12 protein-coding genes are annotated in these 12049 nt (G+C 71.5%); 9 read left to right on the forward strand and 3 right to left on the reverse strand.

Annotation, left to right across the window (positions count from 1 at the left end; all coding sequences use genetic code 11):
• Positions 1-63: 63 nt before the first annotated feature.
• On the forward strand, positions 64-561 hold the full coding sequence (locus VGI02_RS25450) for a DUF1059 domain-containing protein (RefSeq protein ID WP_331632199.1): 498 nt from the start codon (positions 64-66) through the stop codon (positions 559-561).
• Between the two features lie 46 nt (positions 562-607).
• Here VGI02_RS25450 and VGI02_RS25455 read toward each other — a convergent pair whose 3' ends face one another.
• A complete protein-coding gene (locus VGI02_RS25455) occupies positions 608-1531 on the reverse strand; it encodes a hypothetical protein (protein WP_331632201.1) in 924 nt (307 codons plus the stop codon).
• Positions 1532-1803: 272 nt separating this feature from the next.
• Here VGI02_RS25455 and VGI02_RS25460 point away from each other — a divergent pair, with 272 nt between their 5' ends.
• The 7 genes from VGI02_RS25460 (at position 1804) to VGI02_RS25490 (ending at position 9896) form a co-directional block, all read left to right on the forward strand.
• Positions 1804-3105: an enolase C-terminal domain-like protein gene (locus tag VGI02_RS25460; RefSeq protein ID WP_331632204.1), complete on the forward strand. Its 1302-nt coding sequence runs from the start codon at positions 1804-1806 to the stop codon at positions 3103-3105.
• 4 nt (positions 3106-3109) lie between these two features.
• Entirely contained in the window at positions 3110-3856 is a 747-nt protein-coding gene (locus tag VGI02_RS25465; RefSeq protein WP_331632206.1) for a FadR/GntR family transcriptional regulator, read from the forward strand.
• Positions 3853-5157, forward strand: a complete 1305-nt coding sequence (locus VGI02_RS25470) for an MFS transporter (RefSeq protein ID WP_331632209.1) — start codon at positions 3853-3855, stop codon at positions 5155-5157. Before VGI02_RS25465 ends, VGI02_RS25470 begins: the two co-directional genes overlap by 4 nt.
• Complete coding sequence (locus VGI02_RS25475) at positions 5154-6866, forward strand: IlvD/Edd family dehydratase (protein WP_331632211.1); 1713 nt, start codon at positions 5154-5156, stop codon at positions 6864-6866. Before VGI02_RS25470 ends, VGI02_RS25475 begins: the two co-directional genes overlap by 4 nt.
• A gap of 29 nt (positions 6867-6895) precedes the next feature.
• Entirely contained in the window at positions 6896-7657 is a 762-nt protein-coding gene (locus VGI02_RS25480) for a dihydrodipicolinate synthase family protein (protein ID WP_331632213.1), read from the forward strand.
• A gap of 4 nt (positions 7658-7661) precedes the next feature.
• Positions 7662-9038: an L-fucose:H+ symporter permease gene (gene fucP / locus VGI02_RS25485; protein WP_331632215.1), complete on the forward strand. Its 1377-nt coding sequence runs from the start codon at positions 7662-7664 to the stop codon at positions 9036-9038.
• 63 nt (positions 9039-9101) lie between these two features.
• Positions 9102-9896 (forward strand): alpha/beta fold hydrolase, encoded by a 795-nt coding sequence (locus VGI02_RS25490; protein WP_331632217.1) that lies wholly within the window; start codon positions 9102-9104, stop codon positions 9894-9896.
• A 515-nt stretch (positions 9897-10411) separates the two neighbouring features.
• Here the strand turns inward: VGI02_RS25490 and VGI02_RS25495 are convergent.
• Complete coding sequence (locus VGI02_RS25495) at positions 10412-10564, reverse strand: hypothetical protein (RefSeq protein WP_331632219.1); 153 nt, start codon at positions 10562-10564, stop codon at positions 10412-10414.
• A 427-nt stretch (positions 10565-10991) separates the two neighbouring features.
• Between VGI02_RS25495 and VGI02_RS25500 the strand changes: the two genes are divergently transcribed.
• Complete coding sequence (locus VGI02_RS25500; protein WP_331632222.1) at positions 10992-11159, forward strand: hypothetical protein; 168 nt, start codon at positions 10992-10994, stop codon at positions 11157-11159.
• Between the two features lie 87 nt (positions 11160-11246).
• Here the strand turns inward: VGI02_RS25500 and VGI02_RS25505 are convergent, their stop codons facing one another.
• Entirely contained in the window at positions 11247-11999 is a 753-nt protein-coding gene (locus VGI02_RS25505) for a SpoIIAA family protein (RefSeq protein ID WP_331632224.1), read from the reverse strand.
• Between the last annotated feature and the right edge of the window lie 50 nt (positions 12000-12049).

Here is a 12049-nt window from a genome sequence, read left to right on the forward strand (position 1 = left end):
CGCCTTTGCCGCTGCCACGACAGCACCGGGGCGGGACCACCGACGACACCCGGAGGACGAGCCATGACCAGGAAGACCATCGATTGCCGGGACATGCCCAGTGATGTGGGCTGCACGGTGGTCATCAGCGGAGAGGAGGACGAGGTCCTACGCCTCGCGGCCGCCCACGCGGTCGATGTGCACGGCCACCGCGACGACGACGAGCTCCGCGCGGGCCTGCGGGCCGGGATGCGCGACGCCGCCGAGGCGCCCAGCCGTCCGGGCGCCTTCGTCCAGCTCATCGAGTTCCGCACCCATCGCATCGCCGACTTCGAGGCCACCGAGGACCAGTGGGCCGACGCCATCGGCGACGCCCGCACTGCCCGCTGGGCGCTCACCGCCGCCGATCGCGACCGCCCCGACACCTATCTGCAGGTCGTGGAGTTCCCCGACCACCCCGCAGCGATGAGCAACTCCACCCACCCGGCGACCGCCGAGTTCGCCGACCGCCTCGCGAAACTGTGCGAGGGGGAAGCGACGTTCCACAACCTCGACGTCCATCGGTCGACGACCTGGGCCTGATCGAGCTGCGACGCCGCCGGCCCTCGATGAAGGGCCGGCTCACCCGTCACGGCGACCCCACCTCAGCCGGCGCCGGGAAGCCGATCCCGAGGCCCTTGGTGCCGCCGGTCCAGTCGGCGAAGCGATTCCCGGTGGCCGGGACCTCGTCGACCACGGTCGGTGGCGTCTGATCCCGGAGCGACATGTAGAGCGCTCCGCCGCCCACCACCACGGCGACGACGGCCGTCACCGCTGCGGCTGGTCCCGGGAGTACGCCGACGACGAACCCTGCCCAGAGCGCGAGTGTCGGCACCGCGGCACTGGCCAGCGCGCACATCCCGCGACCCACATGGACACCGCCCCGGATGAGCCACGCCAGACCGAACAGCTCGACCATGACGATCTCGCAGAGGATGAAGAACCCGTTCCAGCCCCATGGGCTGGTCACCGCGGCGGCCAGCAGGGCGATCCAGATTCCGATGCCGGCCACCCGGTAGGCGCGGTGCGCGTCATCTTGAGAATCGGTGGCCCACTTCCAGACGCACAACAGTCCCAGGGTGAAGAAGAACGCCGCCGCAGAGGCGAAGTGTACGACATTGCCGATCGCCTGCCAGCAGTTCGACCCCTTCAATGAGATTCCGGCGCACACGACATGGACCTGGGCGACTCCCGCCCGCGGCTGCGGTAGGTTCGGTGCCACTGCGATCAAGGTCGCGAACACCGCCCCGATGTTCGCCAGAATGTTCTCGCGCGGGACCTGATACGCCCACAGGAACGTCGCGAACGCGACCATGCTCCCGATGAAGATGCTATTGGTCACCGGATGGTGATACGAATCGCTGATCGAGGGCAGCAGGGCATGGTTCGAGAACGTGAAGACCGCGATCACCAATAGCGGCAGCATGAGTGCGACGAACCCGATCGAGATGCGCAACCAGAGATAGGAACGGACGATGATCTGGGTGTTGCGTTCCGCTGGTGAAACGGGCATCCGGGAGCCTCGCTTCGGTTCGGGTGAGCGTCGGTGATGTGCGAGAAGTGTGACCGCGACCTCGGCCGAGATCCAGCACGTGGCAGGTCTGCTCCGCCCGGGGGCCGGCTTGCCCCCTCCCGGCGCCGCTGTGCGCGCGCGGCTCCTGTGCCGATCGGCGGTAGACATCTGATGTCTCGCAGCGGCATGGTGGCTGACGGTGCGTGATTCACACCTCAGTGTGACCGCGCCCGGCGACAGATCAGATGTCGACCCGGCTCGGAGGGAGCGTCATGGACGCGACCATCGTCGACGTGGAGACCGTCGACCTGCGGTTCCCGACGTCGCGGGAGCTCGACGGCTCCGACGCGATGAACGACGCGCCGGACTACTCGGCCGCCTACGTCGTGCTGCACACCGACGGCGACGACGTGCCGGCCGGGCACGGGTTCGCGTTCACCATCGGACGGGGCAACGAGCTCGCCGTCGAGGCGGCCGCCGTCATCGGTCGCCGGGCCCGTGGCTGGTCGGTGGCCGAACTCGTCGCCGACCCCGGGGGATTCTCGCGCCACCTGCAGGCCGACAGCCAGCTGCGCTGGCTCGGTCCGGCCAAGGGCACGATCCAGCTGGGGCTCGCCGCCGTGGTCAACGCCGCATGGGACCTGATCGGCAAGGCGACCGGCAAGCCGGTGTGGAAGGTGCTCGCCGACATGAGCCCTCAGGAGCTGGTCGACCTCGTCGACTGGCGCTATCTGCGCGACACCCTCGCCCCCCAGGACGCCCTCGAGCTGCTCGAGAAGCAGGTCCCGGGCCGCGCGGAGCGCGAGGCGCTGCTGCGCCAGGAGGGCTACCCCGCCTACACCACCAGCGCCGGCTGGCTGGGCTACGACGACGAGAAGCTCGTCCGCCGGTGCCGCGAGGCGGTGGCCGAGGGGTGGGAGTCCATCAAGCTGAAGGTCGGTGCCGACCTGGACGCCGACGTGCGCCGCTGCGGGCTCGCCCGGGAGGTCCTCGGTCCCGGGCGGCGGCTCATGATCGACGCCAACCAGACCCTCGACGCCGCCGAGGCGATCCGGTGGATGGGCGCACTCGCGCCCTACGACATCTGGTGGTTCGAGGAACCGACCAGCCCCGACGATGTGCTCGCGCACGCGGCGATCGCGCGCTCCATCGGGCCGACGCGCGTCGCGACCGGCGAGCACGCGCACAACGCGGTGATGTTCAAGCAGTTCCTGGCGACGGGTGCGATGGGCGTCTGCCAGCTCGACGCGACCCGGCCGGGCGGCGTCGACGAGGCCGTGGCCGTCCTGCTGCTCGCCGCCGCCCACGACGTCCCCGTCTGCCCGCACGCCGGAGGCGTCGGGCTGTGCGAGCTCGTCCAGCACTTGTCGATGTTCGACTACGTCGCTGTCAGTGGCTCCCGCGAGGACCGGATGATCGAGTACGTCGACCACCTGCACGAGCACTTCGTCGACCCGGTCCGGATGCGCGGCACGTCCTATCTCCCGCCGACGGCGCCGGGCTACAGCGCGGAGATCCTGGCGGCGACGCGCGAGGCGTACGCCTTCCCGCACGGCGCGGTCTGGGCGGGCTGAGCCGATGCGTACGGAGACGTCCGCCGCGGACGCGCGGCCCGACAGCGTCGTCGACCGAGTGATCGGGGCCCTCGTCGCGCGGGTCGAGAACGGGGAGTTCTCGGCGGGCGAGCGCCTGCCCCCGGAGGCGGACCTGGCCGCCGACCTCGCCGTGTCGCGGCTCTCGCTGCGCGAGGCCGTCCGCACACTGGCCGGCGCCGGGGTGCTCGAGGTGCGCCGGGGGACCGGCACGTTCGTCACCGACCTGCGCCCCGACCGCCTCGTGCGGGCCAGCGGGACGTTCCTCGACCTCGTCGGGGAGCAGGGCGTGGCGGAGCTCTTCGAGTGCCGCCGCGTCCTCGAGCCCGGGGTCACCGCGCTGGCCGCGACGCGCATCGACGAGGCCGGTCTGGCCGACCTGGGCGCCCGCCTCGAGCGCATGCAGGGGCTCGACGAGCCCGAACGCCTCGTCGCCGAGGACCTCGACTTCCACGGGGCGATCGCGACGGCGGCAGGCAACGCCACGCTCGCCTCGCTCACCGGCGCCGTCGCCGGGCGCACTGCCCGCGTGCGGATCTGGCGCGCGGTCGTCGAGGCCGACGTCGTCTCGTGGACCCACGACCAGCACACGGCGATCCTGCGCGCCCTGCGCGCCCGTGACTCGCTCGCCGCCTGGACCGCGGCCACCACACACGTCACCGAGGTCGAGGAGTGGGTGCGCGCCCGCCTCACCGGCCCGAACGGCACCGGAGAAGGAGGTGGTCGACGATGACCGCCACAGCAGCCCCGATCGGACGAGCGCGATGGGTCCGGCTCATCCCCGTCGCCGTGATCGTCTACGTCATCTCGTACATGGACCGGACCAACATCAGCTTCGCGTTCGCGGGGCTGGGCCAGGACCTGCACCTCGACAAGGCCCAGCAGGGCCTGGCCGGAGGTGTGTTCTTCCTGGGCTACCTCGTCCTGCAGATCCCGGGCGGCCACCTCGCCGAACGGTGGAGCGCGAAGAAGTTCGTCGCGATCATGATCGTCTTGTGGGGCGTCTTCGCGCTGCTCTCCGGCGTGGTGCAGACCTTCGGTCAGCTACTGGTGGTGCGGGCGCTGCTCGGGGTGGCCGAGGGCGGGATCTGGCCCGCGATCCTGGTGCTGATCAGCCACTGGTTCCCGCGTCGCGAGCGCGCTCGCGCCTTCGGCGTGTGGATGATGAACATCCCCATCTCGTCGATCATCACGGCGCCGTTGTCGGGCTGGATCCTCTCGTTCTCCGACTGGCGCGCGCTGTTCTTCATCCAGGGTGCCCTCCCGTTCCTGATCGCGCTGCCGCTGTGGTGGCTGCTGGTCGCCGACCGCCCGTCCCAGGCGTCCTGGGTCTCGCCCGGCGAGCGCGACTGGATCGAGACGTCGTTGGTCGAGGACGAGCGGGACGCCCCGCCCTTCGCCGGCTACGGCGAGGTGTTCCGCTCCAGCGTGGTCTGGCGTCTGGTGCTGGTGTATTTCTTCGTCCAGGTCGGGTTCTACGGCCTGACCCTCTGGCTGCCGACGCTGCTCAAGAGCACCACGGGCGGCAACAGCACCCTCGTCGGCTGGCTGACCGCGATCCCCTACGTCGTGGCCGCGGTCGCGATGTACCTCAACGCCCGCGCCGCCGACCGCAACCGCCGCTACGGCCTCCACGTCCTGGGCTCGCTGGCGATCGGCGCCGTCACGCTCGTCGCCTCCGTCGCCCTCGGCAACCTGGCCGCGCTGTCGATCGCCCTGATCTGCGTGGCCATGGCCGGGGCGCTCGCCTACGACGGACCGTTCTGGGCGAGCGCGTCGCTCGCCGTCCCGGTGACCCTGGCCGGCGGCGCCATGGGTCTGGTCAACGCGCTGGGCAACCTCGGCGGGTTCGTCGGGCCCTACCTGGGCGGCTATCTGCAGGACCTCTCCGGCAGCTTCCTGTCCACGTCGGTCGTGCTGGCGGTGTCCCTCGTGCTCGGCGGCCTCGTGATGATCACGCTGAGAGGGCGGGCCAATCCCGGGCCGGCCGCGGTCGAACCCGAGCGCACGACGACCGCGGGAGGCTCGGCATGAGTGGGCGCAGCACGGCCTGGTTCGGCGCGGCCGGGCGCTCGGGGATGATCCACCGCTCCTGGATGCGCAACCAGGGCGTCACCGACGAGGTCTTCGACGGACGTCCCGTCATCGGCATCGCCACCACGTGGTCGGAGCTGGTGCCCTGCAACGCCCACCTGCACCGCGTCGCCGACGCGGTCAAGCGGGGCGTGTGGCAGTCCGGCGGGTTCCCGCTCGAGTTCCCGTGCACCGGGCTCGGCGAGACGCTCCTGCGCCCGACGGCGATGCTCTATCGCAACCTGCTCGCCATGGAGGCCGAGGAGCTGATGCGCGCCAACCCACTCGACGGGCTGGTGCTGCTCTCGGGCTGCGACAAGACCACCCCCGGGCTGCTAATGGCCGCCTCCAGCGTCGACCTCCCGGCGGTCATGGTCACCGGCGGCCCCATGCTCAGCGGCAAGTACCAGGGCCGTGACCTCGGCTCGGGCACCCAGGTGTGGCGCTTCGAGGAGGAGCTGGCGGCCGGGACGATCACCCCGGCCGAGTGCGCGGTCGCCGAGGGAGCGATGGCCCGCTCGCCCGGGCACTGCATGACGATGGGCACCGCGTCGACGATGGCCTGCCTGGCCGAGGGACTGGGCATGCAGCTGCCGTACTCCGCGACGTGGCCCGCCGTCGACGCCCGCCGCGACCAGACCGCGCAGCGCGCCGGGCAACGCATCGTCGAGCTCGTCACCGACGACGTCCGCCCCTCGACGATCATGACCCGGGAGGCGTTCGAGGACGCGGTCCGGATCAACGCCGCCATCGGCGGCTCGACCAACGCCGTGATCCACCTGGCCGCGATCGCGGGGCGCCTCGGAGTGCCGTTCTCGCTCGACGACGTCGACGCGCTGGGCCGCGACGTGCCCACGCTGGTCGACCTGGAGCCGTCGGGCCGGTTCCTCATGGAGGACCTGTGCTACGCGGGCGGGCTCCCGGCGGTGATGCGGGAGATCGCCGAGCTGCTCCACCTCGAGCGCCCGACCGTGGCCGGCGGCACCGTGAAGGACGCGATCGCGGACGCCGCGTGCTGGAACCGGGAGGTCATCCACCCGTTCGACCGGCCGATGGCCCCGGCCGGCAGCGGGACCGCGGTGCTGCGGGGCAACCTCGCCCCCGACGGCGCGGTGATCAAGCAGTCCGCGGCGTCGCCGACGCTGGCGCGCCACCGGGGCCGGGCGCTGGTCTTCGACTCCCCCGAGCAGTACCGCGCCGTCGCCGACGACGAGGACCTCCCGGTCGACGAGTCGACGGTCCTGGTCCTGCGCCACTGCGGTCCGCGCGGCTACCCGGGCATGCCGGAGGTCGCCAACGTCGGACTGCCCCGGAAGCTCCTCGAGCGCGGGGTGCGCGACCTGGTGCGGGTGTGCGACGGACGGATGTCGGGCACCGCGTACGGCACGGTCGTCCTCCACGTGGCCCCCGAGGCCGCCGTCGGGGGGCCGCTCGCACTGGTGGAGACCGGTGACGAGATCGAGCTCGACGTCCCCGGCCGTCGGCTCGTCCTGCACGTCGACGACGACGAGCTGGCCGCCCGCCGCGTCCGGTGGCAACCGCCCCCGGCGCCGACCGGCCGCGGGTGGACCCGGCTCTACACCGAGCACGTGCTGCAGGCCGACCAGGGCGCGGACCTCGACTTCCTGGTCGGCGGCAGCGGAGCCGACGTGCCGCGCGAGTCCCACTGACGCTGCCCGAGAACCGGAGGAGGAACGACATGGAACCCGTGTTCACCGGCATCGGTGTCGCCCTGGTGACGCTCTTCGACGCCGACGGAGAGCTCGACGCCGACGCGACGGCCGGGCTGGCCGCCCAACTCGTGGAGCTCGGCGTCGACGCGCTCGTGGTCGCCGGCACCACCGGCGAGGCCGACGCGCTCGACGACGACGAACGGCTCCGGCTGTTCACCGCCGTGCGGGCGGCGGTCGGGGACACCGTCGTGGTGGGCGGCACCGGCGCCGCCTCGACCCACCAGGCGGCGCGGCTCACCGCCCGCGCCGGCGACACCGGCGTGGACGCGGTCATCGGCCGGACCCCGCGCGGCCTCGTCGACCCGAGCGGCTACTACGAGGCGGTGGCCGCGGCGGCCGGGCCGGTGCCGGTGTTGGCCTACCACTTCCCGGCGGTGTCCCCGCCCGGGATCCCGGTGGAGCTGCTGGGATCGCTGCCCGTCGCGGGCATCAAGGACTCCTCGGGCGACCCGACCCGGCTGCTGGCCACCGTCGAGTCCTACGACGGCCCCGTCTGGACCGGGAACCCCGCCCTGATCCACCAGGCCGGGGTGCTCGGCTGCGCCGGCGGGATCCTCGCCCTGGCCAACGTCGCCCCCGAGCTCTGCGTCGCCGCGTTCGCCGGCGACGGCGAGGCCATGCGCGCGTTCACCCCGACCCACCTCGCGTGCGAGCGCGACTTCCCGCGCGGCGTCAAGCAACTCGTCGCCAAACGATTCGGTACCTCCGAGACCGTCCGGATGGGATGAGCCGATGCTGATCAAGAATCCCGCACGACAGCTGGACTCCGGCTATCTGGACCGGGTGCCGATCTTCCAATTCATCCTGCTGTCGCTGCTGTTCCCGATGTGGGGCGCCGCCGCCGGGTTGAACGACATCCTGATCACCCAGTTCAAGCACGTCTTCGAGCTGTCCGACGCGGCGACCGCATTCGTCCAGTCGGCGTTCTACGGCGGCTACTTCCTGATCGCCATCCCGGCGTCGCGCATCGTGCGGCGGACGTCCTACAAGGTCGGCGTCCTGATCGGCCTGTCCGTCTACATCGTCGGCTGCGGCCTGTTCTTCCCGGCCAGCACACTCGCGACCTACGGGATGTTCCTGTTCTGCATCTTCGCCGTCGCGATCGGGCTGAGCTTCCTCGAGACCAGCGCGAACACCTACTCGTCGATGCTCGGCCCGCGCCGGACCTCGACGTTGCGCCTGAACATCTCGCAGACCTTCACCCCGATCGGCAACCTGCTGGGCGTGATCCTCGGCAAGTACCTGATCTTCAACACCGGGGACTCGATCGAGGCGCAGCTGGACGCGGCCCCCACGCCCGAGGCGAAGCTCGCCCTCGGTCACGACCTCCTGCTGAACACCCTGCTGCCCTACAAGTACATCCTGATCGTGCTGGTCTGCCTGCTCGTGCTGTTCCTGATCACCGAGTATCCGAGGAGCAAACCGGTCGGCGAGGCCGCCGAGAAGCATGCCGGGTTGTCCGAGACGCTGCGGGTGCTCGTCCGCATCCCGCAGTACCGCAAGGGCATCGTCGCGCAGTTCCTGTACGTGGGCCTGCAGACCGCGGTCTGGTCGTTCACTATCCGCTTGGCCCTGGATCTGTACCCGGGGATGAATGAGCGCCAGGCGACCAACTTCATGATCGTCGGATTCACCTGCTTCCTGGGCGGCAAGTTCGTCGCGAACGCGCTCATCGCGCGGTACTCCGCCGCGCGGGTGCTCGTCGTGTACTGCGGTATCGGCGCGGCGCTGCTCCTGGTGGCCGCGTTCGGCCCGGCCGGGTCCGCCATCTGGTTCGTGATCGCCTCGAACCTGCTGATGGGACCGTGCTGGCCCACGATCTTCGGGCAGACCCTCGACACCATCGAGGACAAGCGCTACCAGGAGACCGGCGGCGCGATCCTGGTGATGGCCATCGTGGGCGGAGCCGTCGTGCCGGTGGTGCAGGGCGCGGTGTCGGACGTGCTCGGCTCACTGCAGATGTCCTACGTGGTCTCGGCGGCCTGCTTCGTCGGGATCCTGCTGTATTTCCGCAGCAATCTGCACCACCTCGCCCCGGACGACGCTCCGGAGCCGGCGATGCAGACCTCGGGGCAGGGCGGCACGGTGCGCGAGGAGAACCGCGAATAGTCAGAGTCGCTCCGGTTCGCCGCCACGGCGTGTGAAGCACGGCAGCGCGGGGTAGAGCGTGAGATGACCTTGAACTACCTCCGACGCGGGAGCGGCGCCCCCGTGGTCCTCGTCCACGGACTCGGCGGCTCGTGGCGCTCGTGGGGAACGGTGCTCGACGACCTCGCGACGAGGCGTGAGGTGGTGGCCCCCGATCTCCCCGGCTTCGGGGACAGTGCACCGCTCGTCGGCGAGGTCAGCATCGCCACGCTCACCGACGCGCTCGAGGGGTTCCTCGACGAGCACGACCTGCGGGACGCCGACCTGGTGGGCAGCTCGATGGGCGCCCGGATGGTGCTCGAACTGGCGCGGCGCGGGGTCGGTCGCGACGTGGTCGCCCTCGATCCGGGTGGCTTCTGGACGTCCGGGGAGCAGCGTCTCTTCTCAGTGTCGTTGCGGGCCTCGATCGCGCTGGTGCGCCGGCTCGATCGGGCGCTGCCGATGCTGCTCGGCAACCCCGTGACCCGCACGGCACTGCTGGCGCAGTTCTCCGCGCGTCCCTGGGCCCTGCCTCCCGACGTGCCGCTCACCGAGCTGCGCCGGATGATCAGCTCGCCGTCCTTCGACGACGCCCTTGGCGCCCTCACGCACGGCCCCACGCAGCAGGGGATGCCGCGCGGGACCGCACCGGGCCGCATCACCATCGGCTGGGGACGGTTCGACGGGGTGACGCTGCCGCGGCAGGCCGCGAGGGCCCAGGCGGCCTTCCCCGACGCCGAGGTGCACTGGTTCGACAAGTGCGGGCACTTCCCGCAGTGGGACGCTCCGCAGGAGGCCGTGGACCTCGTCCTCGCCGCGACCGGGGCGCGCACGGGCTGAAGTCGCGGTCGGGCGAGTGTGCCGGCCCGCGGGGCCCGGCCGCCCGAACATGACGGGAGCGGTGGCGTCGTCGGCCCCCCGGTTTGGCGACGTCACCGTCTCTCTCTCGCCGAGCGCCCCGGCGACGTGTCACGGTCACCGGGCCCGCCCGGACCGGGTAGCGCGCGTGATCAACCCGCCGCGTGCGGGCCCGCGGGTGACCGTCTGAACCCGTCACGGGGTCGACGACAGGCGCCCGGAGTGCCTCTCGACGTCATTGATCCTCGGTCGGTCGGGGGTCGGCGGAGTCGCGGTCGTCGTTCTCGTCCTGATCCGCGGGGACCGAGTCCAGCTCACGACTCTCGGCGCCATCGTCGGGGGGCGTGTCGGGGCGGGGGTCGCTCACGAGGGCACCTTTCGGTGGGGGGCGGGGTACGGCACCAACTCGGGTGTCATGCCCGGTCCGCGGTCGCGGCCCGGACGCTGCCGAGCGGGCTGGCGGGCCCGGACCGGGAGGTCCACGGCCCGCCGCCTGATCACGCCCCGGTGGTCTCCGGGTCGTTGTTGGCCCGCTTCTCCTCGACGTCCTTGGCCTGGCCGTGGAGGTCGGGGTTGACGTCCTTGCGGGACGCGTCCTGGTCGTTGTCGGCCTTCGGCCGCGGTGTACTCGTGCCGCTGGATTCAGTCATGCGAGCCTCCTGTGCCTCGACTACGAAAGGCGCGGGTCCCCGGTCCGTCGTGATCGATAACCGGTGGCGTCGCAGCCGGGGATCGTCCGGCCAACCCGTTCGGCGATCACGGGCCATCAGCGTCTTCGGCTGCGCGATGATCGGCTACAGCCACCCCCAGGCCGTGGTGGACAGTCGAGAGCCCCACATCCGCACCCGGACCTGAGATCGAAAGTGGGCGGTCGGATCACCCCACCACGAGGGGGTCGCGACGAACTCCACGCCGGGCAGCCCGAAGGGCGCTGAGCGACGGGCGACGACCCGACCTCGACGTGCACAAGCTTCGGCCCAGGCCGACCAATGGCGGCCGTCCGGGTCCGAAAGACCCGGGCGGGGCGCGCTTCCCCGGACCACGCTCGAGGCGAATCCGCAGGAGAGGAGCGAGGCCATGGACAACAAGCGCAGGGTGATCGACTTCGCCGGCGTGGCGATCGGAACCGTCGACGCCGACGGATGGGCCGTCGACTTCGCGGGTGTGCGCTTCGGCATGCTCACGACGAAGGGCGACGTGGTCGACTTCGCCGGGGTCCGCGTCGGCGCGCCCGCCAAGCGGTGAGCACCCGGCTGGGGGTCCAGGTGGACGACCATCCGGCGACGCTGCCGGCGGGTGGTGGGCCCGGGGCCCAGGACCTCGGGGCGTTGTTCACCCCACCCCCACGGGCCGGGCGGCCGCCCAGCTGATGGCCCCGTCCATCGCGGCGGCCGGGAAGTGCCGGATGTCCGGGTGGAGCACGGTGCCTGCGACCCGCGCCGCGACGTCGAGTCCGGGGGCATCGACGACCAGCGCGAGCCGCTCGATGCGGCCCTGGTGACCGGCGACGAAGCGCAGGTGGCGCAGCAGCCCGGAGATGTTCTCCCAGCCGGGGAACCCTCGCGCGTGAAGCACGAGGCCGGGCAGGTCGGCGTGGTCGGCCAGCCACCGGTCGACCTGCGTGGCGATGGCGTCGATGTCCTCGCGGCGCAGGGGCTGGTCGATGTCGACGACGACCACTCCCTGTTCGGTGCGCAGCCGGACATCGGCGAGTGCGCCGGGCAGCTCCACCAGCCAGCGCACGGCCTCGGCGCGCTCGGCCATGTCGAACACTCTGACGTGGCCGGGGAGGAAGAAGGCGGAGAACCGCGTCATCTCCCGGACCCACGGCAGGTCCGAGACCACCGCGCACCCGGCGAGGTTGCGCATCGCGCTGAGTCCGAGGCGGACGTCGTCCCACATCGCGGCAGGCGTCATCCCCGTGAACGCCTCGTCGACGACGCACAGGAACCGCAGCCGCCGGTGCTCGTCCGTCGCCCTGGCCAGCAGGGGGACGACGACGTCCTGATAGTCCTGGGGGGTCACGATGCCCACGGCGCGCACGGCGTCGACGCCGGCCGGGACATCGAGGTCTCGTTCGATCATGCGGTGAGTCCAGCGCGGTCGATGGGCTCGGCACCACGGCCGAACGCCCC

This window comes from Actinomycetospora sp. (genome assembly GCF_036497245.1).
In the GTDB taxonomy this organism is placed as follows: domain Bacteria; phylum Actinomycetota; class Actinomycetes; order Mycobacteriales; family Pseudonocardiaceae; genus Actinomycetospora.

What these genes read in the sequence shown, in the direction of transcription:
- VGI02_RS25450 (WP_331632199.1), top strand. Translation starts at nt 64, where the DNA reads ATGACCAGGAAGACCATCGATTGCCGGGACATGCCCAGTGATGTGGGC.
- VGI02_RS25455 (WP_331632201.1), bottom strand. Translation starts at nt 1,531, where the DNA reads ATGCCCGTTTCACCAGCGGAACGCAACACCCAGATCATCGTCCGTTCC.
- VGI02_RS25460 (WP_331632204.1), top strand. Translation starts at nt 1,804, where the DNA reads ATGGACGCGACCATCGTCGACGTGGAGACCGTCGACCTGCGGTTCCCG.
- VGI02_RS25465 (WP_331632206.1), top strand. Translation starts at nt 3,110, where the DNA reads ATGCGTACGGAGACGTCCGCCGCGGACGCGCGGCCCGACAGCGTCGTC.
- VGI02_RS25470 (WP_331632209.1), top strand. Translation starts at nt 3,853, where the DNA reads ATGACCGCCACAGCAGCCCCGATCGGACGAGCGCGATGGGTCCGGCTC.
- VGI02_RS25475 (WP_331632211.1), top strand. Translation starts at nt 5,154, where the DNA reads ATGAGTGGGCGCAGCACGGCCTGGTTCGGCGCGGCCGGGCGCTCGGGG.
- VGI02_RS25480 (WP_331632213.1), top strand. Translation starts at nt 6,896, where the DNA reads ATGGAACCCGTGTTCACCGGCATCGGTGTCGCCCTGGTGACGCTCTTC.
- fucP (WP_331632215.1), top strand. Translation starts at nt 7,662, where the DNA reads ATGCTGATCAAGAATCCCGCACGACAGCTGGACTCCGGCTATCTGGAC.
- VGI02_RS25490 (WP_331632217.1), top strand. Translation starts at nt 9,102, where the DNA reads ATGACCTTGAACTACCTCCGACGCGGGAGCGGCGCCCCCGTGGTCCTC.
- VGI02_RS25495 (WP_331632219.1), bottom strand. Translation starts at nt 10,564, where the DNA reads ATGACTGAATCCAGCGGCACGAGTACACCGCGGCCGAAGGCCGACAAC.
- VGI02_RS25500 (WP_331632222.1), top strand. Translation starts at nt 10,992, where the DNA reads ATGGACAACAAGCGCAGGGTGATCGACTTCGCCGGCGTGGCGATCGGA.
- VGI02_RS25505 (WP_331632224.1), bottom strand. Translation starts at nt 11,999, where the DNA reads ATGATCGAACGAGACCTCGATGTCCCGGCCGGCGTCGACGCCGTGCGC.